Annotated in this window: 26 protein-coding genes and 4 tRNA genes; 29 read left to right on the top strand and 1 reads right to left on the bottom strand. The window is 40.3% G+C overall.

Annotated features, from left to right (window positions below; genetic code table 11):
- Positions 1 to 335 precede the first annotated feature (335 nt).
- From RBH88_RS06295 to RBH88_RS06210, 18 genes are all read left to right on the top strand, one after another.
- Positions 336 to 710, top strand: coding sequence for a hypothetical protein (locus tag RBH88_RS06295; RefSeq protein ID WP_213701857.1), 375 nt, complete (start codon positions 336 to 338; stop codon positions 708 to 710).
- Positions 629 to 1,168: a hypothetical protein gene (locus RBH88_RS06290; RefSeq protein WP_213691764.1), complete on the top strand. Its 540-nt coding sequence runs from the start codon at positions 629 to 631 to the stop codon at positions 1,166 to 1,168. Before RBH88_RS06295 ends, RBH88_RS06290 begins: the two co-directional genes overlap by 82 nt.
- A 127-nt stretch (positions 1,169 to 1,295) precedes the next feature.
- A complete protein-coding gene (locus RBH88_RS06285; protein ID WP_307879460.1) occupies positions 1,296 to 2,075 on the top strand; it encodes a hypothetical protein in 780 nt (259 codons plus the stop codon).
- Positions 2,060 to 2,602 carry a hypothetical protein gene (locus tag RBH88_RS06280; protein WP_213695925.1) on the top strand — a complete coding sequence of 181 codons (543 nt, stop codon included), beginning with the start codon at positions 2,060 to 2,062 and terminating at the stop codon, positions 2,600 to 2,602. Before RBH88_RS06285 ends, RBH88_RS06280 begins: the two co-directional genes overlap by 16 nt.
- A complete protein-coding gene (locus RBH88_RS06275; protein ID WP_213691767.1) occupies positions 2,599 to 3,108 on the top strand; it encodes a hypothetical protein in 510 nt (169 codons plus the stop codon). Before RBH88_RS06280 ends, RBH88_RS06275 begins: the two co-directional genes overlap by 4 nt.
- The gene (locus tag RBH88_RS06270; protein ID WP_307879459.1) at positions 3,101 to 3,619 is read left to right on the top strand and encodes a hypothetical protein; all 519 of its coding nucleotides are present in this window, start codon (positions 3,101 to 3,103) and stop codon (positions 3,617 to 3,619) included. The genes RBH88_RS06275 and RBH88_RS06270 overlap by 8 nt, the downstream gene beginning before the upstream one ends.
- A gap of 202 nt (positions 3,620 to 3,821) precedes the next feature.
- Positions 3,822 to 5,240: a type II secretion system protein GspD gene (locus RBH88_RS06265; protein WP_307879458.1), complete on the top strand. Its 1,419-nt coding sequence runs from the start codon at positions 3,822 to 3,824 to the stop codon at positions 5,238 to 5,240.
- Between the two features lie 71 nt (positions 5,241 to 5,311).
- Positions 5,312 to 5,397 (top strand) — tRNA-Leu (locus RBH88_RS06260).
- A 77-nt stretch (positions 5,398 to 5,474) separates the two neighbouring features.
- Positions 5,475 to 5,551: transfer RNA gene (locus RBH88_RS06255), tRNA-Met, on the top strand.
- A gap of 4 nt (positions 5,552 to 5,555) precedes the next feature.
- Positions 5,556 to 5,632 (top strand) — tRNA-Met (locus tag RBH88_RS06250).
- A gap of 77 nt (positions 5,633 to 5,709) precedes the next feature.
- Positions 5,710 to 7,131, top strand: a complete 1,422-nt coding sequence (gene tilS, locus RBH88_RS06245) for a tRNA lysidine(34) synthetase TilS (RefSeq protein WP_213690785.1) — start codon at positions 5,710 to 5,712, stop codon at positions 7,129 to 7,131.
- Positions 7,132 to 7,138: 7 nt separating this feature from the next.
- Entirely contained in the window at positions 7,139 to 7,717 is a 579-nt protein-coding gene (gene hpt, locus RBH88_RS06240; protein WP_213690784.1) for a hypoxanthine phosphoribosyltransferase, read from the top strand.
- Positions 7,717 to 9,636 carry an ATP-dependent zinc metalloprotease FtsH gene (gene ftsH, locus RBH88_RS06235; protein ID WP_213690783.1) on the top strand — a complete coding sequence of 640 codons (1,920 nt, stop codon included), beginning with the start codon at positions 7,717 to 7,719 and terminating at the stop codon, positions 9,634 to 9,636. The genes hpt and ftsH overlap by 1 nt, the downstream gene beginning before the upstream one ends.
- Positions 9,637 to 9,736: 100 nt before the next feature.
- Positions 9,737 to 11,788: an excinuclease ABC subunit UvrB gene (gene uvrB / locus RBH88_RS06230; RefSeq protein ID WP_213690782.1), complete on the top strand. Its 2,052-nt coding sequence runs from the start codon at positions 9,737 to 9,739 to the stop codon at positions 11,786 to 11,788.
- Positions 11,715 to 14,555, top strand: coding sequence for an excinuclease ABC subunit UvrA (uvrA, locus tag RBH88_RS06225; RefSeq protein WP_213690781.1), 2,841 nt, complete (start codon positions 11,715 to 11,717; stop codon positions 14,553 to 14,555). The genes uvrB and uvrA overlap by 74 nt, the downstream gene beginning before the upstream one ends.
- Complete coding sequence (gene rlmB, locus RBH88_RS06220; RefSeq protein WP_307879457.1) at positions 14,533 to 15,414, top strand: 23S rRNA (guanosine(2251)-2'-O)-methyltransferase RlmB; 882 nt, start codon at positions 14,533 to 14,535, stop codon at positions 15,412 to 15,414. Before uvrA ends, rlmB begins: the two co-directional genes overlap by 23 nt.
- Positions 15,404 to 16,216 (top strand): pyrroline-5-carboxylate reductase, encoded by an 813-nt coding sequence (gene proC / locus RBH88_RS06215; RefSeq protein ID WP_213696044.1) that lies wholly within the window; start codon positions 15,404 to 15,406, stop codon positions 16,214 to 16,216. The genes rlmB and proC overlap by 11 nt, the downstream gene beginning before the upstream one ends.
- A gap of 75 nt (positions 16,217 to 16,291) precedes the next feature.
- Positions 16,292 to 16,366, top strand: a tRNA-Val gene (locus tag RBH88_RS06210).
- Between the two features lie 25 nt (positions 16,367 to 16,391).
- Here RBH88_RS06210 and RBH88_RS06205 read toward each other — a convergent pair.
- Positions 16,392 to 17,447, bottom strand: coding sequence for a serine hydrolase (locus tag RBH88_RS06205; RefSeq protein ID WP_213690778.1), 1,056 nt, complete (start codon positions 17,445 to 17,447; stop codon positions 16,392 to 16,394).
- Between the two features lie 136 nt (positions 17,448 to 17,583).
- On the opposite strand from RBH88_RS06205, the gene acpS reads away from it, so the two are divergent.
- From acpS to RBH88_RS06150, 11 genes are all read left to right on the top strand, one after another.
- Positions 17,584 to 17,967, top strand: a complete 384-nt coding sequence (gene acpS, locus RBH88_RS06200; protein WP_213690777.1) for a holo-ACP synthase — start codon at positions 17,584 to 17,586, stop codon at positions 17,965 to 17,967.
- The gene (locus tag RBH88_RS06195; RefSeq protein WP_307879456.1) at positions 17,951 to 19,480 is read left to right on the top strand and encodes an NAD(P)H-hydrate dehydratase; all 1,530 of its coding nucleotides are present in this window, start codon (positions 17,951 to 17,953) and stop codon (positions 19,478 to 19,480) included. Before acpS ends, RBH88_RS06195 begins: the two co-directional genes overlap by 17 nt.
- Positions 19,461 to 19,688, top strand: coding sequence for a hypothetical protein (locus tag RBH88_RS06190; protein WP_213690775.1), 228 nt, complete (start codon positions 19,461 to 19,463; stop codon positions 19,686 to 19,688). The genes RBH88_RS06195 and RBH88_RS06190 overlap by 20 nt, the downstream gene beginning before the upstream one ends.
- Before the next feature lie 19 nt (positions 19,689 to 19,707).
- On the top strand, positions 19,708 to 20,175 hold the full coding sequence (gene tsaE / locus RBH88_RS06185; protein WP_213690774.1) for a tRNA (adenosine(37)-N6)-threonylcarbamoyltransferase complex ATPase subunit type 1 TsaE: 468 nt from the start codon (positions 19,708 to 19,710) through the stop codon (positions 20,173 to 20,175).
- Positions 20,172 to 20,876 carry a tRNA (adenosine(37)-N6)-threonylcarbamoyltransferase complex dimerization subunit type 1 TsaB gene (gene tsaB / locus RBH88_RS06180; protein ID WP_307879455.1) on the top strand — a complete coding sequence of 235 codons (705 nt, stop codon included), beginning with the start codon at positions 20,172 to 20,174 and terminating at the stop codon, positions 20,874 to 20,876. The genes tsaE and tsaB overlap by 4 nt, the downstream gene beginning before the upstream one ends.
- A gap of 204 nt (positions 20,877 to 21,080) precedes the next feature.
- Positions 21,081 to 21,290, top strand: coding sequence for a ferredoxin family protein (locus RBH88_RS06175; protein WP_213690787.1), 210 nt, complete (start codon positions 21,081 to 21,083; stop codon positions 21,288 to 21,290).
- Entirely contained in the window at positions 21,283 to 22,416 is a 1,134-nt protein-coding gene (locus RBH88_RS06170) for a 2-oxoacid:acceptor oxidoreductase subunit alpha (RefSeq protein WP_213690772.1), read from the top strand. Before RBH88_RS06175 ends, RBH88_RS06170 begins: the two co-directional genes overlap by 8 nt.
- A gap of 1 nt (position 22,417) precedes the next feature.
- Positions 22,418 to 23,245 carry a 2-oxoacid:ferredoxin oxidoreductase subunit beta gene (locus tag RBH88_RS06165; protein ID WP_213690771.1) on the top strand — a complete coding sequence of 276 codons (828 nt, stop codon included), beginning with the start codon at positions 22,418 to 22,420 and terminating at the stop codon, positions 23,243 to 23,245.
- Entirely contained in the window at positions 23,238 to 23,798 is a 561-nt protein-coding gene (locus RBH88_RS06160; protein WP_307879454.1) for a 2-oxoacid:acceptor oxidoreductase family protein, read from the top strand. The genes RBH88_RS06165 and RBH88_RS06160 overlap by 8 nt, the downstream gene beginning before the upstream one ends.
- A gap of 136 nt (positions 23,799 to 23,934) precedes the next feature.
- Positions 23,935 to 24,285 carry a P-II family nitrogen regulator gene (locus tag RBH88_RS06155; RefSeq protein ID WP_213690770.1) on the top strand — a complete coding sequence of 117 codons (351 nt, stop codon included), beginning with the start codon at positions 23,935 to 23,937 and terminating at the stop codon, positions 24,283 to 24,285.
- Between the two features lie 61 nt (positions 24,286 to 24,346).
- Positions 24,347 to 25,522 (top strand): cation:proton antiporter, encoded by a 1,176-nt coding sequence (locus tag RBH88_RS06150; RefSeq protein ID WP_307879453.1) that lies wholly within the window; start codon positions 24,347 to 24,349, stop codon positions 25,520 to 25,522.
- Positions 25,523 to 25,571 lie beyond the last annotated feature (49 nt).

Here is a 25,571-nt window from a genome sequence, read left to right as displayed (position 1 = left end):
TACGAGAAGGATATAGAGTTCAGGTTAAAATTTCCCATGTGTTTTCGTTTATCCTTCCACAAATTCTTAATACTGGATTGGGTATTTCTCCATCAGAAAATTTTACGGAGCTATTTAAAGATATTCCTTCAATTTCTTATTGGAAATCACCGTTACAAATTGTTCCTAATAAGGCAGCGACTTGTATGAGCAAAGATTGGGGAAATGAGTTAAGGTGTCTTTATGCCATACCATCTCGTATACAAGTGGTAGAAGTAGTTCCTTCTCAGCATCGTGTTAAACTCTCTGTTTCCCCTAATAGGAACAAAGTGGAGCCCACCTTTGGAGGAAGGGCTATGAGAACGGTAAATTGGATTATTTTCCCAGGGGCTTCACGTCCCTTTCGAGTTGTAAATCTTTCAGGGAGAATCCTCACACTTGCAGAAGATTCCCAGGATATTCAAACTATTCCTATAGGAAGTTCGCTGCATTTTCTTAGAGCGTCCAGATTTTATGTTAAAAATGGACCTCGAAGGAAGAAAGATGCCCTTTATTTTCATGATGTCACAAAGCAGAGTACTCAACCTGTTATAAATGGTATTTCTAAGATTTTATTTACATATGACCGTCAGAGGAGAGTACTTGAGGTATGTGTAAAAGTTCAAAGCAAGGAAAATCATGGAGTAGAATCTTCGAAGATAAAGACAGGCCTTTATCTTCGAAACATGTAGATCAAAACAAGGGATTTATTTTTATATTCGTCTTACTTTTTTTATCAGTTTTTCTCTTGTTTTTTCCGTTTCTTTTTGAAATCTTAAGCGAGAAATTACAAGTAAATAAAACTTTTGATAGAGGAGTCAGATTACATTGTGCTGCGGTTTCAGGAATAAACCGAGCAATACTTTGGATAGAGGGAAATATTTCCCCTTTATGCAAAGAGCAGCAAAGCTGTAATATCAAACTACCTGCTCATATAGCATCCTTTAATAGTAAAGATGTTCATGTAAAAATTGATCTTTCTATTCTATCGGCTCAATCAATAGAGGGGAAAAAATCAGCTGTCTATCATTTACGTTCAATAGCGTCCGAAAAATCTGTACGTTATGTTGTTGAGTGTATGATCCGTAATTTATTTGACAACGAAAAATGTGAAAAAACATGGTCATTCTATTCTAATAACGATAAATAAGAAGGGATAAATAGTGTTTGTTTCTTTCTTTAAAAAAAAGAAAAGAAAAATGCCATTGAGTGGGTTATATATCGGAAATAATTGGATTCGATATATATCTCTCGGGTGGGAAGGTGGCTATCTTGCTGTGCAAAAGGTATGTAAAAAAACTATTCCGAGAGAAAATTTGCTTTTTGAAACTTTCGATGATTGGGTGACGCGTATAAAGGAAATAAAGAATGAAATGGGGATTCCTCATAACTCTTTGCTCAACTGTGCTTTGCCTATAAGAGAGACATATTTTGAAACATTGAAATTCCCGATTATGCAAAGAAATGAACTTGAAAAATCAATTCGTTGGGAATGTCAAAGGAGATTAAAGAAAAAATGGGAAGATCTGTGTTTTGATAGTTATTGTTATAAAGAGCAAGAAGATTCTTCTGAATCGTTACTTTTGGTCGCTCTGACTTCTAGAAAAACAGTCAGTAAATTTTTAAAAATATTGAAGCGATGTAAATTAGGCGCCTCGTGCCTTGAACCTCCTCAACTTGCACTTCTAAGAGGGCTACAAGGGCCTTATCAAGATGATTATTTACCTCTTTCTGTCTTTTGTCCCAAGGGTAATAACGTAATTAAAATCTACATTTCTCCTGAGGGGGTTATTTCTTCAGAGCTAATTGACTTTGATGAAGAAGGCTTATTGGGAGATGAAAATCCTTATTATTCATTTCCCGAAAACCCCCATTGGTTTTGGGTATCTCATGCATTAAAGGATAAAAAAGCTATTCTCAAAACTTTTTCCACTAATATGAGAGAGCTTCCCCCTTTGCAGAATATGTGGAGTTTAGACGACAAGGGCCAATCTATCGTCGGATATGAAATAGCTTTAGGTTTAGCGTTGAGGGATTTTTTGTGCACATCAAATTAGATCTTCTTCAGTCACATTCTCGAAGTGGTAAAACGTCGCTTTATACAACGTTTAAACGTTGGGGGTTTTTGAGCTTTTTCCTTTTGTTTATAGTCACAGGGACTTTTGCTGCTTATAACTTCCATCGAGATGTTACTGAGTTCGATAAAGCGATATTGCTCAAGAGAAAGAGAATAAGAAATTTGTCGACTCTCCATAACAAATTAGAGCAGGAACAGCTTGAACTGAGAGAAAAATGTATATCAATTTTAAGTTTGATGCGAAGAGATCCCTTCCATTATTCTTATATTTTGGATTACCTTCTTTGTTCTATTCCTGATAGTGTTACCTTAGATTCCATTACTTTTACTGATAGCAAACTTTTACTTATTGGAGAGGGAAAAGTCGACGAAATTCTTAATTGGCGTAATGATATGTCTGCAGAATTCAGATATATAAAAATAGAGATTCCGTATTTTTCAAAAAAAGAAAAGATGCATTCTTTTAAAATGAAGTTTTTATTAATGGCAAAGGAAGAAAAATCATGAAAAAAGAAAGTTTGCTCCAGTTTATATTCTTTTCGTGCATAGTTTTGTTTTCTTTGTATATGTCTATTTCCTTAAGAACTCTTTACAGTCAGCTACTGGAAAAACATGATATGTATCTGAAATATTCTAATGAGGAAAAAATGATAAAACAAAGTATTGCTTTTTTACTCCAAGATAACAAACAATTCGAAAAAATATACTCTATATTAAATAAAAGCAGTTTGATTGAATATACAACAAATAAAAATCAAATCCCATTGGCATGGATTTCAAAAATAATAAAGGATTGTAGTTTCTTGGCTTGTGATGTTATACAAAATTCAGATGGAAAAAAGATAAAAGTTAGACTGGAAGGTCTCTATTCTGATTGTGTTTATTTTTTAAAAAGATGTGAAGAAAATAGATGCCCCTACTTTATTGTGTCTGGAGAATTAAAATCCAAAAAGAATTGTACGGTATTGCAAGTTTACTTGAAAGAACGTAGAGGTGAAGCCGTTCATGGATAAATCATTACCCATTTTTGTAAAGAGCTTTCTTTCTCTTTTTTGGGGAATTGCCATTTGTATTTTATTTTATAACGTAAAGTTTGGGTTGCCGTCTTATTACCAGAGATCTATTAAAGAACAATCTTCGTGTGCTATTCCCGCAGAAGATAGCGTCGATTGTCATTCATATAATCAACGATTGATCCAAAAAATAAATAGTGTTCTTCAAAAAGAAAGAGAGGGAGAAAACTGCGCCCATCAACTTTTTCCTACTCATCGTAGAAAAACTCCCTTTTTAAAACAGGAATATTCATATGTGGAAAGACAAGGTTCACAAAAAACTACCCAGGAAACATTTACTATTTCCGGATGTCTTGAAGGAGCTAAGGGCACTTTTTATCTTGTTGATCATGTTGATGAAATGAAAGGAATCATGCTCGAAAAAGAAACGTTATTATCGAATTTTTCAAAACTCAACATAGAAGAATTACGTGATGATAAGAAGAGCTTAAAAGGGACACGAAATGATTAGAAAAACCCCATTTCCCCGTGTCAGAAAGAAGTTTTTTTTAATATTTGTTATAAGTTTCTTTATATTAAATTCTGAAAGTTACGGTGCAGAAATATCTGTCATGAGAGGCCTTTCTGTTCAACAAGTTGGATCTCAAAATCTGTATATACGCGTATCGGGAGAAAACCTACCGTGTCCAAAGATAGCGGAGGAACATCCTAACATGACAGTGTTGCTTTGGGAACAGGTTACTCTCCCGTCTTCGCAGTGGAAACGTATGTACAATTTCCCCCTTCTTTCTTCCATCAAAGCACAGCAAAAGGGAAATGATATAGAGATGACGATAGTTCATTCCAACGATCTATCTCTTTCTTGGAAAAGTAAAATAAATCAACAGCTGCCTCAAAGAATTCTTATACTTAAGAAGCGAAACGATAATCAGATGTACGATGATAATAAGCCCCAAAAAGGAAAAAATAAACTTACATCGGATCCTGTTTCTATTTCCCTCCGTAGAGCTCTTTTATCCGATGTTTTTAGACTTTTTGCCGAGTATTGGAATTTAAATTTAATTGTAGATGATTCAGTACCTGAAAAAGAAATAACATTAGTTTTAGAAGATATACCTGCTATGGAAGCTTTTTCTTATTTATTAAAGTTGCATAATTTACGATTTGCTATGTTAGGTGAAAAGACACTTTTTATAGGCACAACGGAGCATCTAGAGAATATTTTCAGGACAAAAAATACTGAACGTTTCAGATTGGCTTATAGTAACGTAAAAGATGTGGCAAAAATTTTAAAACAAGCAACAGGCATTAAGAAAATTATAGAAGATAAACGTCTTAATACTCTCTATATCACAGGAGATAGTGAACAATTGGAGAGCGTGAAGCATTATATAGATCTTATAGATCGGCCAGGAAATCAGGTAATGATAGAAGCACGGATAGTGGAAGTATCAGATAGAGCATCGGAAGAAGTTGCTTCTTGCCTTGATTCTATCTATAAAAATTGGATGCTTACATATAATGGCAAGGGGAGCCTTGGACAAATAAGATATAGTAAAAGTTCTAGGAAACAGCTTGCGGACGAAGATCCTCCACTTTCCGGCGCCGTTAAAAAGTTGGATGCACTTTTTACCATGCTTGAAAAAGATGAGCGCGGCCATGTTTTAGCCAAACCTTCTGTAATAACTGTAGAAGGAACACGTGCTCGTATACGTCTTGTTCAAAAGTATCCATATGTTTCGACTCGTGATGAAGCAGGAAATCCCACATATATTTCAGAAGAAGTTGGTCCCCAATTGGAAATAACACCTTTTGTAGGAAGGGATGGAGTTATAACAATCAAATTAGCAATACAAACAGGAGAGGTTATTTCGTGGAGGGAAGGGGCCAGGGGAGAGTTATACCCTGAAACAAGTACAAGAGAAGTTGAGACGCATGTTCGTATTCGTGATGGAGAACCTTTTGTTATCGGTGGACTGTTTAAGGAGCAGAAAAGGAAAAACCATTACAAGTTCCCTGTTTTAGGAGATATCCCAATTCTGAAGTCGATATTTTCGTCTCAATATGTTGAAAGGGATCGAAATGAAGTCGTAATTGTTGTTGTTCCATATATTCTTTCATTTCCGCAATGAGTCACCGGAACAACTTTCATACTTGACAACAACTCATGAGTCATGTAGAATTCCCCTTGTCCTCGCAGCAAGGGCGAGTGGTGGAACGGCAGACACAGGGGATTTAAAATCCCCCGAGCGTTAGCTCTTGCGGGTTCAAGTCCCGCCTCGCCCACCACGTAAAAGTTGCAAAACATGTTGCAGGAAGTTGCAAAGTTAAGGCAACCGAGTTAGTATATACAATGTGTTGATTATCGCGGGGTGGAGCAGTCAGGAAGCTCGTCGGGCTCATAACCCGAAGGTCGCAGGTTCAAATCCTGCCCCCGCAACCAATTTGGCGGTGTAGCTCAGATGGCTAGAGCATGCGGTTCATACCCGCAGTGTCACTGGTTCGATTCCAGTCACCGCCACCAAATATAAAAACTAAAGGCGGGAGACTCATCTCCCGCCATTTTTGTTTCACCTCTTGTGTGGGAGGTGGCAGTGTGATATGACAGAAAATATTGAAAAACAACTTCCATATGAATTATCTCTTCCTTACTTACGTAGTAAATTCTGGGCCGTTGCTCAAAAACAAGGCTGGGCAGGAAAAAAAGGTCCTGCAGTTGTTGCTGTCTCTGGAGGTAGCGACTCTGTAGCGCTATTGTGGTTCTTTGTTCAGTTTTGGCCTGGAAAAGTTGTAGTTGCCCATTTAGAACACGGTATTCGTGGAAAAAGTTCTTTTGAAGATGCTGACTTTGTAAAAGCTCTTGCAAAGCAGTGGCATTGCGATCTTCAAATAAAGCATGTAGCTGTTCCCCAACTCCTTGAAAAGGGTGAAACGCTTGAGGAAGGAGCGCGTAGAATACGCTATGACTTTCTTGAATATGTTTCATCTTCATGTCAAGCAGAAATTGTTGCTTTGGGTCATACTGCTGATGATGTGGCGGAAACCCTTCTTTTCAACCTTTGTCGCGGCTCAGGCCCCTTTGGCCTTGTCGGAATTCCTGAAGTTCGAGAGCAATATGTTCGTCCTCTTATTAATTGGTGGAGGGAAGACTTGCAGCGCCTTTTAACAGCGAGAGGCATTACATGGAGAACTGACCCCACAAATTCTGATACTGTGTACGCGCGGAACCGAATCCGTCATGAAGTTATCCCTATGTTGGAAAAAACTATAAATCCTTCTACGCGACAACACCTTGTAGATTTAGCTCAGGATATGCAAGAATACAGACAAAGAGAAGAGGAACAGGGAGCGCTCCTTCTCCAGTGGGCGAAACGTGATTTCCCTTTTTCTTTCTACGCAGCAGATTTGGCTTTTATTCGTTCTCTTTCGGATCAGGAAATTGCCTGGTTTATACGAGCCGTAGGCAGAGATCTGAATTTAAAAACTTTAACAAGAAATAGACTAAACTCTTTAGTGTCAACAATAAGAAAATCTGGACGTTGGTTGTTTCAATGGGAAAATAGAGTTTTTATTTGTTGCGGTTCAGGTTTTATGGTATGGATAAATCCAAAACTCCTGTATAATACTCACGCTACACCACTGGAGTTGACTTTTGACGATGAGGAAGGTCGGGCGTATTGGGGTGTTTGGTCTGTTTCGTGGGAAAAAAAACAATCAGTTCCTAAGCATTTGAATTCTTCTCTGAAGGTTTTTTGGGGAGTATATCCCTTGAGAAATGATTCTTGTCTTTCTCTTTCTTCTTTAACGTCTAAAAGAGGAATGGCAGAAAAAAATACATTGAAGAAAATCCCCTGGTGGTTAGAGAAAATATGGCCATTTTTTGGTGATAAAGATAGATGGCGATGGATTCCAATTATTGAAGATTTTTCCACGCCAAGCAAAGAGTTTTCAAATAAAAATTCCTGGAGTGGGCCATGGATAATTTTGAGGCTGGAGCCACATTCTTCAGCTCTGGAGGGATAACAATAAAATGAACTATGAAGTTTCAGATATACTTTTGTCTGAAGAGACGATTCAAGAGCGAGTAAAAGAGATTGCTACAGAGATAAGCAAAGAATATGCAGGGGAAGAACTGGTAACAGTAGGGATTTTAAAAGGAGCTGTTGTATTCCTTTCCGATCTTATTCGGCACATTGATAAAGATGTTGATGTTATTATGGAATTTATGGCTGTATCTTCATATGGTGATTCGACTAAAACAAGTGGAATAGTCAAGATAATAAAAGATATGGATACTAGCATAAAGGGAAAGAACGTTCTCATCGTTGAGGATATTGTTGATACCGGTCTGACATTGTCGTATCTTATTCGTATGATGCAAGAACGTCAGCCAAAGAGTGTTCGTGTCTGTGTGCTCCTCGATAAAGAAGAACGCAGAAAGGTTCCAGTGAAAGTAGATTATAAAGGATTTGATATTCCTGATAAGTTCGTGGTAGGGTATGGATTGGATTATGCAGGAAAATGGCGAAATTTGCCATCTATTCATATAGTTGAAACAAATACGGATAGCCCCGAAGTGGGTAATTCAATGAGAGGCGGCGATATTTAGTGGGGCGATTGATTAAGAACCTCGGATTGTACCTGATTCTCGTTGTGCTTGTTGTAAGCCTCGTAAACGTTTTTTTATCTCCGGCGCATGGGCCACAACAATCTGAAGCGATTACGTATTCCGAGTTCCTAACAGCAGTAGATACGGGACAAGTTAAGAGTATTACAATTAAAGAAAATACAATATCGGGTCGTTTTATAGATGGAAGAAGTTTCCAGGCCGAAGTTGTTGGTGCTGGAGATCTTGCAAAGGAAATAGCTAGCAAGGGCGTTAACGTGCAAGTAGAGGCCCCTCAAAAAACACCGTGGTGGGCTACTATGATATCTTCCTTCTTCCCTACCTTGCTTCTAATTGGAGTGTGGATATTCTTCCTTTACAATATGCAAGGTGGCGGTGGCAAGGTGATGAGTTTTGCCAAGAGCAAAGCTAAGCTTTTCCTTGATAATCGTCCGAAAGTAACGTTCGCAGATGTTGCTGGTTGTGATGAATCTAAAGAAGAGTTAAGTGAGGTCGTTCAGTTTCTTCGTGATCCTGGCAAATTCAGAGCGTTGGGGGCACGAGTACCTAAAGGTGTATTGTTATTGGGACCTCCTGGTACAGGTAAAACTTTACTGGCTCGAGCTGCAGCGGGAGAAGCAGATGTTCCCTTCTTTAGTGTAAGCGGATCTGATTTTGTTGAAATGTTTGTTGGTGTTGGTGCAGCTCGTGTTCGAGATCTTTTTGAGCAGGCACGAAAATACCAGCCTTGTATCATTTTTATTGACGAAATGGACGCTGTTGGACGTCATCGTGGTGCGGGTCTTGGTGGTGGACATGATGAAAGAGAACAGACTCTTAACCAACTCTTGGTTGAACTTGATGGTTTTGACGAATCAACAGGGATAATTCTTATTGCGGCAACAAACAGACCAGATATATTGGATCCAGCATTATTACGTCCTGGTCGCTTCGATAGACATATAGTTGTAGATCGTCCAGACGTTAAGGGACGCGAGGAAATATTGGCTGTTCACGTTCGAAGTAAGAAGTTGGCAGATGATGTTGATCTCGGCGTTGTAGCACGTCGTACTCCAGGTTTCGTAGGTGCAGATTTAGCGAATCTTGTGAATGAAGCGGCCCTTTTAGCCGCACGGGCAGGTAAGAATCTTGTTACTATGGCGGAGTTTGAGGAAGGCATTGACCGAGTTATTGCTGGACCAGAACGAAAGAGCCGCCTTGTAAGTGATAAAGAGCGGAAGATTATTGCTTATCATGAGACTGGCCACGCTCTTGTTGCTAAATATTTACCAGATTGCGACCCAGTGCATAAGATTTCTATTATTCCTCGTGGTCACATGGCCTTGGGATACACGTTGCAATTGCCGGTGGAAGATCGTTTCTTGATGTCTAAAACCGAATTGCTCAATCAAATTACGGTGCTTCTTGGTGGACGTGTTGCTGAGGAACTTATCTTTGGAAATGTTACGACTGGTGCAGGTAACGATTTAGAGAGAGCTACCCAAATTGCGCGAAGAATGGTTACCGAATTTGGTATGAGCGATACTCTTGGACTTGTTAAACTTGGTCATAAACATCAGGAAGTCTTTTTGGGACGCGATATTACTGAAGATAAAAATTATAGTGATAACGTAGCCTATATGATCGACCAAGAAGTTAAAGCTATCATTGACGGTTGTTATGAAAAGGCTAAACAGATATTGACTGAAAAGAACGATCAAGTTGAAATGGTAGCGAGTACACTCCTTGAGAAAGAAGTTATAGAAGGTAAGGAACTTGATGAACTATTGGGATTGGCACCTCAGGAGGAAGAAGTAAAAGAGCAGAATTATGCTCAGACAAAAGAGACTGAGACAGAAGAAATAAAAGAAGCGCAGCATGAAGGCAGCGCTAAACCTGAAGTTGCCGGCAACCCCGTATAGTTTTACTTTAACGACCTTAAGCGTGTCTGCTACTCCTTGCAGGCACGCTTTTTTTTACTGCCATGAATGATAGACTAAGGAGAAAGGGAGTTGGTACATCATGGCTGAAATTTTTAAATTGAGATCTGATTGGCCTCCCTCAGGGGATCAGCCTGAAGCAATAGAACAATTAATTTCTTCCATAGAGAAAAATACACGATTCCAAACCCTTTTAGGGGTTACCGGAAGTGGTAAGACTTTTACTGTTGCCAATGTTTTAGCCCACTTCGATCGTCCAGTTCTTGTCCTTGCACATAATAAGACTTTAGCTGCGCAACTTTACTCTGAATTTAAATCATTCTTCCCTGACAATGCAGTTCATTATTTTGTAAGTTATTATGATTATTACCAGCCCGAAGCTTATATCCCGTCAAGTGACACATATATAGAAAAGGATGCCTCCGTTAACGATCGTATTGAAAGATTACGATTAGCAGCGACGAAAGCTCTCATAGAGCGAAGAGATGTAATTGTTGTTGCGAGCGTATCATGTATTTATGGCTTGGGAAAAAAGGAAATGTACGAAGAGGTTATCTTCCCATTTTCTGTTGGTGAAAAATGGGATCGTCGCAATTTTATGGAACGATTACTCGATAACTATTACGCTAGAAATGATATGATTCTTGAGCCCGGTAAATTCAGGGCACGAGGCGACGTTATAGAGATTTATCCGTCTTATAGTGAGACTGCCATTAGAATTGCTTTTTATGACGATGAAATAGAACGAATAGATGACATTGATCCCGTAAGCGGGCATTCTTTACGGTCTTTAGAAAAGGCTTCAGTTTTCCCCGTTCAACACTATATAACAAGCAGGGATGCCATTGATAAGGCTATGGACCAGATCCAGCAAGAGTTGGACGAACAGGTTGCTTCTTTTAAAGCGCAGGGAAAATTCCTTGAGGCACAGCGTATAGAAATGAGAACTCGATACGATATGGAAATGTTGGCTGAGACAGGATATTGTTCAGGCATAGAAAATTACTCTCGTTATCTTGATGGTCGTAAGCCTGGTGAGCCTCCTGGAACTCTCCTTAACTTTTTCCCTGATGATTTCATTATGGTTATCGACGAATCTCATATTACGCTTCCTCAGGTGCGAGGAATGTACAATGGAGATAGAGCCAGAAAACTCACTTTAGTTGAGAATGGATTCCGCCTTCCTTCCTGTTTGGATAATAGGCCTCTGAACTGGCAGGAATTTAAAAAAAATCTTCATCAGGCTATCTTTATTTCAGCTACTCCAGGGGATTGGGAGCGTAAAGTGTCTGGTAGTCTTGTAGAGCAGATTATACGACCAACGGGAGTTGTCGACCCTGAAATTATTGTAAGTCCAGCAACGGGACAAGTTGATGATCTCGTTAATAGACTTCGGGAAGTAACTGAACGAGGTGAAAGAGCACTTGTTACAACTTTAACGAAGAAGTCATCTGAAGATTTGGCTGAATATCTTGCAGAACTTCAGTTTAGAGTAAAGTACATACACTCTGAATTAAATACTTTTGAAAGGGCTGAACTCATCCGAGATCTTCGAAACGGAGAGATTTCAGTACTCGTAGGAGTTAATTTGTTACGAGAAGGTATGGATCTCCCTGAAGTATCGTTAGTTGCTATCCTTGATGCTGATAGGGAAGGATTTTTGCGGTCTCATCGTTCGCTCATTCAGATTATGGGAAGGGCTGCGAGGAATATTGGCGGGCAAGTTATTCTTTATGCCGATGAAAAAACTGAAAGTATAAAAACATCTGTGGAGGAAACGCGGCGTCGTAGAGAGATACAGATGCGCTTTAACGATGAGCATGGAATAATTCCTCAATCTATTTATAAGTCGGTACAAAGTCTTTTGCCAGAAGAGCTTATGGAGGATATAGAATTAGTTAAGAGTAAACGAGGTAAAAAGAGAGGAAAGGACATAGAAGAATATACCCATGCTGATCTTGAGCGATTAATGTGGGAAGCTGTTGAAAAACTTGATTTTGAAAAAGCGGCGCAAATTCGTGATATATTAACAGATTCGAAAGGGAAGGAGTGGCAACGAGTTGCATCTCATCAGCATAAGAGGAGCAAGAGAGCACAATCTCAAAAATATAAACGTTACACTTCCAAAGAATAAATTAGTAGTTATTACCGGGCCTTCGGGGTCAGGAAAATCATCTTTAGCTTTTGATACGTTATATGCGGAAGGGCAACGACGTTACGTTGAATCTCTTTCTGCATATGCAAGACAATTTCTTGGTGTACAAAAGAAACCAGATGTAGACGATATATCAGGTCTATCCCCAGCTATATCCATTGAACAAAAAGGAACTTCACATAATCCTCGTTCAACAGTGGGAACAGTTACCGAGGTTTACGACTATTTGCGATTGATTTATGGCCGTTTAGGAATTCCTTATTGTCCATCGTGTGGAAAGGCTGTGGTCAGGCATTCCTTAGATGAAATTGTCGATATTATTTTCCGCAACTATCCAGAAAAGCGTTTAGAAATACTTGCCCCTCAGGTTCGAGGGAAAAAAGGCGAGTTTAAAAATCTCTTTGCACAAAATAGAGAAAAAGGGTTTATGCGAGTTCGAGTGGATGGCACTACTTTTTGGCTTGAAGAAGAAATTCCTCTTGATAAAAATAAGAGACACACTATTGAAGTTGTTATAGATCGTTTAAAGGTTCTGGAAGATCGTAAAGGCCGCATCAGCGAAGCTGTCGAATCTGCTCTTTCTCTCTCTGGCGGCTATGTTCTGCTCGTTACAGAGGGGGGAGAGGAGCAGCTTCTTACAGAAAATTATGCGTGCCCTGATTGTGGCATTTCTCTTCCAGAAATAGAGCCACGACTTTTTTCCTTCAATAGCCCCTTCGGAGCCTGCCCAGAGTGTTCTGGACTAGGCAGCCATGAGCATTTTTGTGAGGAACATGCCGTAGACCCAGTCCGTTCGGTTGAAGAAGGCGCACTTCTTCCTTGGAAGAAAAAACACTATATGTTGAGTAAACTCTACACCTTCTCCCAGACGAAAGGATGGGATATGTCTTTGCCTTATGAAAAGCTTCCCGAAGAAGTTCGGCATTTTATCCTGTACGGTAGTGACGAGCGGCTTCCAATGTTTTTTTCGGATCGAGGAGAACGTCGTCAATATATGGGAAAATACGAAGGGTTGCTTTCTTGGCTTGAAAATCGTTGGAAAGAGACTGAATCTGAAAGTGTCATGGACGAGTTAGCGGGATATCGTATAGAAGATGTATGTCAAACATGTCACGGACTTCGTCTTCGTCCAGAAGCTTTGATGGTAAAGCTCAAAAATTACACTATTGGAGAGCTCGTTGAAATGCCAGTTGACCGGCTTTTGCCCGTTTTGAAAGAGATGGAGTTTACTGATAATGAAAAGAAAATCATGGGGCAAGTCATGATTGAACTCGAAAAGAGGCTTTCTTTTCTTATTGATGTGGGAGTGGGTTATCTCTCCCTTTTACGACGAGCCGATACTCTAAGTGGAGGAGAGAGTCAACGTATTCGTCTGGCTACGCAGATAGGTTCGAAGCTTAGCGGCGTTCTTTATGTTCTTGACGAGCCGACGATAGGTCTTCATTCTAGAGATACAGATCGTCTTTTGCGCACTCTCAGATCTATTCGGGATTTGGGCAACACTGTTGTTGTTGTAGAGCATGATAGGGAAACAATGCTTGCAGCTGATGCTATTGTGGAAATGGGGCCTGGGGCTGGTGAATTAGGTGGAGAAATTATTAATTCTGGAACGGCAGAAGAGGTTAAAAGCAGCAAGGCTTTGACAGGTCCATATCTTCGAGGAGAGGTGTCGGGATGTGTTCGGAGAGAGAATCTCAGGCGACCTTCCAATTGGCTCACGCTAAAAAAAGTTGCCCATCATAATCTGAAAAATATTGATGTTCCTATACCAGTTGGTGTTTTTACATGCATTAGCGGGGTTTCGGGATCGGGAAAGAGCAGCCTCCTTTACGATGTTTTATATAAAGGAATGAAGCGTATTCTTGACAGAGATTTTAGAGAGAGGGCAGGAAAACACCTTAAAATAGAAGGCGCCGAAGTCTTTAAAAATGTTGTGCTTGTAGATCAAAGTCCTATTGGGCGGACTCCGCGGTCGAACCCCGCAACGTATACAGGGCTTTTTACTCTTATTCGGGAACTCTTTGCTGAGCTTCCAGAGTCTAAAATACGAGGTTATGCTCCTGGGCGGTTTAGTTTTAATGTTCGTGGGGGACGATGTGAAGCTTGCGGCGGTGCTGGTTCTGTCAAGGTCTCCATGCTATTTTTGCCCGATGTCTATGTAGATTGTGAGGTTTGCGGAGGTACACGGTACAATAGAGAAACGCTCGAAGTTCGTTATAAAGGGAAGAATATATCAGATGTTCTTAATATGACAGTGGATGAGGCATCAGAGTTTTTTAAAGATATACCTCGAATAGCTTCAAAACTAGCCCTCATACAAGATGCGGGCTTGGGGTATATCCGTTTGGGCCAGTCAGCATTAACGTTGAGTGGGGGAGAAGCGCAAAGGGTAAAATTAGCAAAAGAACTAAGTAAACGTTTTACTGGGCCGACATTATATCTTCTTGACGAACCAACAACAGGGCTTTTTTATACCGATGTAAAGAAATTGCTCCAGATTTTGCATCGAATAGTCGATCAGGGGAATACAGTTGTAACGATAGAACATAACTTGGATGTTTTGTTATCGTCTGACTACATTATCGACTTGGGGCCCGAGGGTGGTATGGAGGGAGGAAAAATAGTCTGCCAAGGAACTCCTGAAGAAATAATAAAGAGCAGAGAGGGATACACGTCTGCATATCTTCATGAATATGCCAGACAGCTTGAAAGGGATGAACATTATGAGCGCAAAACAGCATCGTAACACGAAAAGTTTTAAGAATTCTAAAGATCGCGATACGAGACATCGTGATATATATAAAAACAAAGACAAAAGCAAAGAAAAAAATAAAGAACAAGGAGAGCAGCAACTAGATGACCTTATGTGGGGGCGTCAACCCATTCTTGATTTATTGCGTTATTCTCCTCAAAAGTGTCTGAAATTATGGATTTCTGAGAGAGTTCACCCATCTTTTTCTGGAGAAGTGACAACTCTTGCCCGTTCTGCAAAAGTAACGTTTCAAAAGGTTGCACCGATGGTTCTTGATACTATGTGTATTGGAGAGAATCATCAAGGTGTCGTAGCTAAGATTACTGCTGTAGATCAATTAGAATTGGATGATTTTTTACCAACGATTGCATCCAATAAGACACCAGTTCTTCTTGTCGTTCTTGATCATATCCTTGATCCTCATAATTTAGGTGCTATTATTCGATCTGCGGAAGCTGCTGGAGCAACAGCTGTTATTTATCCTAAAAGACGTTCTGCTTTGCCAGGAGGAACTGTTGTCAAAGTAAGTGCGGGGGCAGCCTTGCGTCTCCCCATGATTTCTGTGACAAATATAGCGCAGACGATTGTGCAGCTTCAAGGCGAAGGGTTTTGGGTTGTAGGTCTTGACCATAATGCAAAACAGACACTTTGGGAAGCAACTTATCCTGATAAGGCTGTTTTTGTCGTTGGGGCGGAAGGAGAGGGATTGTCCCGTCTTGTTGCTGAACGATGTGATATGTTAGTTCGTATTCCTATAACGGGCAAAACCGGCTCTCTCAATGCCAGTGTTGCTGCGGCACTGGGAATGTTTGAGTGGGCCAGGGGAAAAGGAGTAGATGGTCATGGTGAATAAAAATGTAGAGTCAATAGCCGTCATTGGTGCTGGAATGTTGGGCGGTTCTGTGGCACAGGGTTGGGCCCATAAGAAATGCACTGTTTTTGCCTATGACAAAGATAGACAGAAAGTGGAAGCCTTAGAGAAAGAGGGCGTTCATTACATTGCTGATAGTGAGGAAGCGATTAATAGGGCAGATGTTGTCGTTTTTGCCTTAAAACCTCATATTCAATTACCAGTAATTGCCTCTTTAGCTACGAATTTATCGAATAAACTTTGTTTTTCCATGGCAGCTGGCCTACGTTTGGAACAGCTTATGGAAGCAGCACCAGCGGCTCGATGGATTCGAGGAATGACAAATATTTGCGCATCTGTTAATGCTGCTTTTACAGCATATACATCATCTTTGGGTGCAACGGATGAAGATAGAAACGTCGCGAAATCTCTCTTTGATCTTTTGGGAGAAAGTGAAGAAACAATAGAACCGAATCTTGATGCTATTACGGGTATATCTGGGTCAGGGCCGGCGTATATGTTTACAGTGCTTGAAGCGTTGACCTACGGAGGACTCCGTGTTGGAATTCCTAAGAATTTAGCATTGAAGGCTTCAGCCGCTACAATGATTGGGGCTGCAAAGTTGGTTTTAGACACAGGAAGGCACCCAGCGGATCTTAAAGACGGCGTTGTCACTCCGGGAGGAACAACTATTGAAGGGCTTTATCAATTGGAAGAAGGGGCAGTCCGAGCAGCTTTTATACGTGCCATTACAGAAGCTACACGCCGAGGAAAAGAGTTGGGAGAGAAAAAGAAGAACAGTTAAAACTAGTTTAACTCCTTTTTAGCTCTTTTATGTTATTGACATTTCAGGCCAAGACCTGTAGAATACCGTTTCGTCGGGTGGTTAGTTCAGGGGAAGAACGCTTCCTTGACGCGGAAGAGGTCAGAGGTTCGAATCCTCTACCACCCACCATTTTAGAGAAATTAAGCCGTCTTCGTTAGAGGACGGCTTTTTTCGTTGCCTGTATGATTCCTATCATTGTTTGAAAAGCTACATTCGGTTTTGCCTGCTGGTTTATTGTTCCTGTAATATACAGTTGCTCTTTGGGGATATAAAAAGCTACTGCGCCCGTAGACCCACAATGTCCTATCATTACAGAAGCAGGATGGAAGGGAGAAAAAATACGGGGTAGAGAAAATTTTTCTATTCCTACACCATAGTAAAAGGGGAAAAATATTTTATTCCATTTTTCTAATTCATAAAGGTGTTCTTTGGGATAAAAATAGCCGTCGAAAAATGCTTTTAAAAACGCCATTTGGTCTCTTGCTGTAGAAATAATGTCGTTTTGTGTAGAGTTAAGAAACATGGGGATGTGCATTATTTTAGATTTATATCGGATAGGAATAAATTTCTCACTTATACCTTCTTCGTATACCTTGGTTTGAGAGAGGCCTAATTCGCGAAATAAAGTTTTTAAAACGATACGTATAGGTTCCCCTGTAATATTTTCTATAATGAGCCCTAGAATTTGATGATTTGTATCTGTGTATTTTGCTCGGTTTTTTTCTCCAGGTGGGAAATGTGGTTTCATCCCTTTTACTTTTTTTATGACTTTATTAATAGGCCACTGTTGGTCAATTCCTGCTTCAATTTCTTCCATGAATTTCTTCCCATCGCTTTGCTTGTCAATTAAGTAACAAGGAAGTCCTGATGTTTGAGACATAAGATGAGCAATAGAAAGGGTATAAGAATACTCCTTCCCTCTGTAAACATGTAAGCCTTGAAGAATTTCATCGGAGAGATATTTCGAAATTTTATCGTTTAAATTCAAAGTCTTTGTTGTAGCGAGTTTTAGAATAATGGAGGATATAAAGAGCTTATTAATGCTCGCAATAAAATATGGGCTGTCTTCGTGCATATTTCCAGAGGCACTTATTAAATCAACACTTTTATCAGCAGATGATACGTAAAAAACAGCTCCGTAAATATATTTTTTTTCAACGGCTCGGTGCACTAATTGGTCTAGTGTTGATTGAGAAAGGATCTGTCTCATCGTTTCTTCCCTCCTCATGCAGCATATTTAGTTTCTTTTACCCTAAATTGTATCCTATCACAAAAGATTTCTGTGCCAATTAGGTGTTTTTTAAAATAGCGTGGTATAAAAGAAGCAAGAGAAGGGGAGGGCTTTTATGATCAAGGGAATCGGTGTTGACCTTTGTCGAATATCTCGAATGGAGAAATTACTTTATAACGAGCATCTTTTAAAGCGCGTTTTTCATCAGGCTGAGTATGACTATGCCATGTCTAAAGCGAACCCTGCACGTCATCTTGCGGCATCTTTTGCGGCACGAGAGGCTTTTGCTAAAGCTACAGGTCTTGATTTTTTTAAAGTTATCTTTAAAGGATTTTGGCTTCAGCGCACGTCATCCGCTCCTGTACCATGTTTTTCGCCTGTAATAGAGCAATGGGTTGAAGAACAAAATGTAACGGTACATATTAGTCTTTCTCATGATGGTGACTATGCTATCGCCTTTGTTATTGTGGAGGTGGTTTCAGGTGAAATATCTATATGATCCAAATGTAATTCGGAAAGCAGATATTCTTTCTATAGAAAATTTAAAAATACCAGGAATAGTTCTCATGGAAAATGCAGGATTGGAAGCTGCAATTTCTGCACATCGCTTTTTTCCACGTGCCAAAAAATTTCTTGTTCTTGCCGGTCCTGGAAATAACGGCGGGGATGGCTATGTTATAGCTAGGCATCTTGTGCGTTGGGGGTTTTCTCCAACAGTTATTTTAACGGCACCTCCAGAAAAGATTAAAGGTGATGCGCGAACTAATTTAGATATATTAGCGCAACTCAATGTTCCTATGCGCTGCTCAGATACAATGACAGGCGAAGAGATTACATTGGCTATATCTGAAAATGATGTAATTCTTGATTGTCTTCTAGGAACGGGGAGTAGAGGAAATCCCAGAGGAGAAATTGCACGAATCATAACGTTGTTAGAGGATAAGGAAAATATTATTGCGATTGATATTCCAAGCGGCATTAATGCTGAGACAGGAGAGATTTATTCTCCTTGTGTATCGGCTTCTATTACCATTACTATGCTTGCCATGAAGACGGGGCTGGGAGTAATGCCAGCAGCGGCACATACGGGCTATGTCGATGTTGTATCGATAGGAGTTCCTCCTTCTTCTGTTCTTCCCCCAAAGGCGAATCTTAGCATCTGGGAAGAAAAAGATAGCATTGATCTTTTGCCGAAACGGAAATGCACCCTTCATAAGGGTGGTAGGGGAACACTTCTTATAGTGGGTGGAAGTCGTCATTACAGAGGAGCACCTTTGCTTTCTGCGGTAGGGGCCCTTAAGAGCGGTTGTGGTATTGTCATTGTCGCAAGTAATAACGAAGTGTGCAATGAGGGGACTTCTTTTGTTCCAGAAGCCGTTTTTACACCTTTGGCTCATGAAAATTTCGAAGAACTTCTTTGCTGGGCAGATCGAGGAACAGCTGCTGTCGTTGGCCCTGGGCTGGGGCGCGATCGTTGGAGTGGCGCTTTGATAGAATATATGTGGAATAATTGGCCTCATCCTCTTCTTGTAGATGGAGACGGATTGTTTTGGCTAGCAGAATTGAGGACATCACTCAAAAAAAGAGATGATGTTCTTTTAACTCCTCATGAAGGTGAAGCTGCAAGGCTTCTTGAAATTTCTTCCAAAGATATAGCTTCTTCGCGTCTTTACGCAGCAAGACAACTTGCTAATGAATGGGGAACAGTTATCTTAAAAGGTTACGGAACTGTTATTTGTACAGAATGTCAGTCTATTGTTGTTCAAGAAGGAGGCCCCGAACTTTCCATACCTGGATCTGGAGACGTTCTCTCTGGAATTGTGGGAACCTTTTTAGCTCAACATTTTTCGCCTCTTTATGCTGCTTCTTTAGGGGCCTGGGTACATGGAAGAGCAGGTCGCAATCTTGCTCAAAAACAAGGTATTGATGGATTGTTGTCTCGTGAAATAGCAATGGAAATTCCTTCAATCCTTCATGGCTTGAGAGGCGGACATGAGAAGACGAAAAGTTGATTGGGAAGAGGAGAAAAGGAAAACCGAAAAAGCGCGTATGCGGGGATTACACATGACGTTTATTGCCTTTCTTATGGCAGCTTTCTGGATGCTGGGAATGAAGCAGCTCCATAAAGATTGGCCTGTGGGCTCTGCATTGTTGGTTATGGGGTCATTAATAGCGGGAACACTTATCCTTTTTTATGTTATAGGGAAAAGCAAAAAATAGAAAGAAAGAGGCGGAAAAGGTGGAAATAACGACAGCATCCCCTGAAGAGACGAAACAAGTTGGTATATACATGTCGGACCATGTTTATCCGGGGTTAAGTATTCTTCTTTATGGGGATCTAGGCGCAGGTAAAACTATGCTTGTACGAGGGCTTGGAGAAGGATTGGGGGCCAGGGGAGTACGAAGTCCATCCTTTACTCTTATCAACGAATATAACGGGCGACTTCCTCTTGCTCATGTTGATTTATATCGTCTTGAAAAGGGAGAAGAATATGACCTTGGTCTAAGTGAGTATCTTGATGATGGTTTTGTCATGGTCATAGAATGGCCAGATCGATTAAATGTCCTTCCCCCAGAAGATACGTGGATATTATTCTTTGATAGGGTAAGTGAAAATGTTCGACGGATATCTTTTGAAGCTAAAGGGGAAAAGGCCTGCCAGAAATTGCATGCTTTATATAAAGAGCTAGAGGAGTCAAAATCATGAGCCAAATTATATTAGGAATAGATTGTTGCACTCGATGGACAAATCTTGGGCTTGCCGTAGATGGCGTAATTTTGTCAGAGATGAATTTGAATATAGGAAGACAGCAGGCTTCAAAACTACCGGAACTTGTTGAGCATATGCTCACTATGCAAAATATAGTTTTAGAAGATATTTCTGCTGTTGCTCTTACTGTTGGTCCTGGTTATTTTACTGGTGTTAGAGTAGGCATTGCTTATGGTTGTGCATTAGCAAAGGGATTAGAAATCCCGGTTATTCCTCTTTCTACCCTTGAAGTAATGGCATATTCTGCTTCAAAATTTGGAATCACAGCAGTTCCTTTGGTTTGGGCTGGTCGCGGTGGTGTTTATGCTGCGGCATATTGTGGAGAAGGCGACGGCTTGCAGAAAGAACTTATTCATCCTTCCTTTTTCGAAATAGATGATATTCGGGGTGAAATTAGCAGGCTATATAACGAACAGGATAATAATGTTTGTTGCCTTTGTGATGATGTGAAAAGAATTGCAGAACTTTTTTCTGAAACGCCGGAATATCCACTTGTTCATTGCATTGTTTCAGGAGGAATTCTTGCTTACTTAGGAACTCAATATAAAGCCAGAGAAGTGTCTCCAGAACAAGTAAGGCCACTTTATTTAAGAGATCCAGATTTCGGGACGTTTCAAAAGAATATTAAAAATAAGTAATTGATCTTTTAGGCGATTTATATAAGTCGCTTAAAAGATCAATAGTTTTTATCTTTTTTACCATAAAAATAAAAAAAGATAAAAAAGAGAAAAACAAATAAGAGCTTGAATAAAAAAACCGAAAACAGTATGCTTGGCATACTGGGTTTTTCAAAAAACAACTATTTGTTTTTTAATTCCCTATCTCTTTGGGAGGTGGCGGCTTTGCCCAAAAAACACGAAGTAATAATTAATAGGGCATGGTGCAAAGGATGTGGATTGTGCATTAATATATGCCCCAAAAAAGTTTTAGGTTTTAATGAGCAGCGCAAAGCTCAAGTTGAAAGAATTGAAGATTGTATTGGTTGTAGGCAGTGTGAAAATACTTGCCCAGATTTTGCAGTAACTGTAAAGGAGGGAAAAGAGGATGCCTGAGGTTCGTTTTTGGCAAGGAAATGAGGCGTTAGCGTATGGAGCTCTCGCTGCTGGTTGCCGCTTTTTTGCTGGTTATCCTATTACCCCTTCCTCGGAAATAGCAGAAATTATGGCTACAGAGTTGCCTCGTCTTAATGGCCGTTTTATCCAGATGGAAGACGAAATTGCAGGAATGGCGGCAATTATTGGGGCTTCTATCGCAGGGAAAAAAGCTTTAACGGCAACATCAGGTCCGGGATTCTCTTTGAAACAGGAAAACTTAGGACTTGCTTATATGGCAGAAATTCCTGTAGTCATTGTTGATGTTATGAGAGGTGGCCCTTCGACGGGAGTTCCTACAAAAATAAGCCAGCAGGATGTTATGCAGGCTCGCTGGGGAACTCATGGAGATCACGCTACTATTTGTTATTCTCCATGTTCCGTTCAGGAATGCTTTGAGTTAGCAATCAGAGCTTTCAATGCTGCTGAACGTTTTAGACAGCCGGTTCTCATCATGAGCGATGAAGTATTAGGCCATATGAGAGAGAAAATTGTTCTTCCTGAAGTTGGTTCGTATCCTATAGTGAATAGAAAACGTCCAGTCGATGTACCTGAAAAATTTGTTCCCTATCGTCCAGATCCTCAGGATGATCTGCCGTGCATGGCTTCTTTCGGTGATGGTTATACATGGCATGTAACGGGATTAACGCATAACGATTGGGGTTTCCCAACGAATAATTCAGACGAAATAGAGAATAAAATGCTTCGTTTGATGAGGAAAGTCGATCGCTTCAGAGATGATATCGTAGAGTATGAAACTGAAAATGTTGATGATGCTGATGTTATCGTCGTCTCTTATGGAAGTGTGGCCAGATCGAGTCTTAGAGCAGTTCGAGAGGCTCGTAGCAGAGGGCTTCACGTAGGCTATTTCAGACCGATCACTCTTTGGCCCTTCCCTGATAAAGAAATTGAGCGTCTTGCTCGAAAAGCAAAAACAATTCTTGTTCCTGAGTTAAATTGTGGGCAGATGGTTCTTGAAGTAGAAAGAGCCGTTCATGGAAAAGCTAAAGTTGTACCTCAGAACTTGGTAAATGGCGAGCTCTTCCAACCTTCAGACATTCTCTCTGCTATAGAGGAGGTGGCCTAAGATGCCAAGTCAGGAAGTAATGAGTTGGTTACGAACACGGTTTTTCCCTCACATTTGGTGTCCTGGATGTGGCCATGGAATCATTATGCATGCGCTGCTTCGTGCGCTTGTGGATCTTGATAAAAAGAAAAGCCAGACTGTCATAGCTTCTGGTATAGGCTGTTCTAGCCGTATGCCTGGATATATTGATGCTTGCACCGTACACACAACCCACGGTCGTTCGCTTGCATATGCTACAGGTATTAAATTAGCTAATCCTTCTCTTACCGTTGTCGATGTTATGGGTGATGGAGATTGTTCAGCTATTGGAGGAAACCATTTCATTCATGCTTGCCGACGAAATATTGACATTACAGCTATAGTCATGAACAACAATATTTATGGTATGACTGGTGGGCAGGCTTCCCCGACGACACCCCAAGGTGCTCTAGCAACAACGACTCCTTACGGAGCAATAGATCCTCCTTTTGACATTTGTCGTTTAGCAGAAGGTGCTGGAGCTTCTTATGTAGCTCGTGCGACAATTGCAAATCCAAAGTTAGCTGAGCAGTATATTGTTAACGGTATAAAGAAAAAAGGATTTTCGGTTATAGAAATTGTATCAAGTTGTCATACACAGTTTGGTCGAAGAAATAAACGGAGAACACCAATTGATAATATTAACTTCTTTAAAGAGAACAGCGTATCTCTCGTGAAGGCAAAGAATATGTCGCCGGAAGAGCTTGTTGGGAAGATTGTCACTGGTGAATTTGTCAATAAGGATGTTCCTGAATATACAGAGCAGTACCTTTCTCTTATTGAACGAGTAAGGGGGAAGGATCATGAGTAGGTATGAAATTCGATTTGCTGGTTCTGGCGGACAAGGAATTATTTTGGCTGCGGTAATAGCTGGAGAAGCAGCTGCTCTTCATGAGGAAAAACTTTATGTTGTGCAGACCCAGTCTTATGGTCCAGAAGCGAGAGGCGGTAAATCTAAAGCAGAAGTGGTAATATCCACAGAGCCGATAGATTATCCTAAAGTTACACGACCTAACCTTCAGGTTATTTTGACGCAGCAGGCATGTGAAGAATTTTCTTCTGATACGCTTCCTGGAGGAAGAATTATTCTTGACGATACTTTTGTTACTGATTTTCCACAGGTCGATGCTTATATATATCACTTGCCTATTTTGCGTACGGCACGCGAAAAGCTTGGCAGAGAACTTGTAACAAATATGGTGGCCCTTGGTGCTGTGGCTCGTGTGCTTGAGCTTGAGAATGTAGTGCATCCAGAATCTGTTAAAAAAGCCATTCTTGAGAAGGTACCGGCAGGTACTAAAGAATTGAACTCTCAGGCCTTTGATGAAGGCTACCAGATGTTCAAAAACAGCTTACATTTGTAAATAACACACCCCTCGATAGAAGCAGAATAGCTTGGTTTCCGAGCAGAAAAGCCGGCTGACTTGTTAAAGTCAAGTCGGCTTTTCATTTATAGTGTATGATGTATGAAATAATATAACACTGTAAGGAGTGTGTGCCATGCAGATGCTAGTTATAGTCCTTAATAAGGTTGATAAGGTGGAAAGTCTTTTTAAAGAATTTCTTGATATTGGAGTGCAGGGTGGAACTATTATTGATAGTAAGGGGATGGCTCGTGTTCTTCATGAAGAGGTGGATAAAATTCCGCTTTTTGGTTCTATAAAAATGTTGATTAATGACCAATATCCATATAATAAAACGATCTTTGTTGTATTAGACGACGAACAGGTTCAACCAGCAATAGACGCAGTTAAAAGAGTTGTAGAGGATCTTTCAAAACCAGATGTTGGTATTTTATTTACAATTCCAGTAACTCACGTCGAGGGACTTGTTCCTCGCTCCCCCAAGTAAATTTCCAGATTTAGAGTAGTAATTCAATAAAAAATATATATCTAAGGAGAGTCGATTCTTCGTGCATGTCTTGTACTATATTGCCATAGTCATATTGGCAGGAATCCTCATGTCCAAAATTGTGAGAAAAATGAAACTGCCAAATGTGACTGGCTATATATTGGCAGGAATCATAATAGGTCCTTCTGTAGGGAGATTAATGCCTAAAGATGTTGTTTCCTCTCTTTCTATTGTTTCCGAAGTTGCACTTGGTTTTATAGCCTATAGTATAGGCAGTGAATTTAATTTGAAACATGTTAGAAAGTTAGGACTATCTGTCGTTGGAATTACTTTAATGGAGTCGCTCGGAGCAGTTTTGTTTGTTTCTGCTTCAATGTTTTTCATTTTTAAACAGACGCTCCATTTTAGCTTGGTTTTAGGTTCTATTGCTGCAGCTACTGCCCCTGCAGCAACTATTCTTGTTATAAGACAATATAAAGCCAAAGGCCCTTTAGTTGATACCCTTCTTCCTGTCGTTGCCATGGATGATGCGGTGGCTATTCTTACGTTCGGAATCTCTGTTGCCTTTGCGGAAGCGTTAATACAAACGGGTAGTGTCGTGTCGCTTGTTTCAGTGGTTGGGCGAATCTTACGTGAAGTAAGCCTCTCCTTACTTTTAGGGCTATGTATAGGCCTTTTCCTATCTTTTGCTTCTGGCCGAGTTAAGGGGGAAGACGCTCTTCTCTGTGTAACGATAGCGTCCATTTTTTTAGGTATAGGATTAGCGACTACATTTTCTCTTTCTTCTCTTTTTGTTTCTATGATGATTGGAGCCACTGTCTCTAATGTCGTCTATGCTCGAGATAGAGTTCTTTCTGTTGTTGATCGTTTTACACCTCCGATCTTTGTCGCGTTTTTTACATTATCTGGAGCAGATTTACAGCTTTCAATGTTACGAAAAGTTGGTGTTTTGGGGATAGGATATATTGTTTTTCGCGTTATAGGAAAAGTATTGGGAGCATACGTTGGGGCGCGAATAGCCCGAACGCCTGAAAAGGTTCAAAAATATTTAGGTTTTACCCTCATCCCTCAAGCTGGAGTTGCTATAGGTTTATCACTTCTGGCAGAAGAAGCGCTTCCTGGAATGGGAAGTGAATTGCGCAACATTATATTGGGGTCTACTGTAGTTTATGAACTTTTGGGACCAATTATTGCTAAGCAGGCACTGAAGAAGGCTGGGGAGATTTCAACCTCTTAGGTTTGTTTGTTCTATAAAGAGCCTATGATAATATGAGTGAAACTCTTGG

The sequence above is a fragment of the Aminobacterium sp. MB27-C1 genome, assembly GCF_030908405.1.
Lineage (GTDB): Bacteria > Synergistota > Synergistia > Synergistales > Aminobacteriaceae > Aminobacterium.
This window is presented reverse-complemented; position numbering and strand designations above follow the sequence as displayed.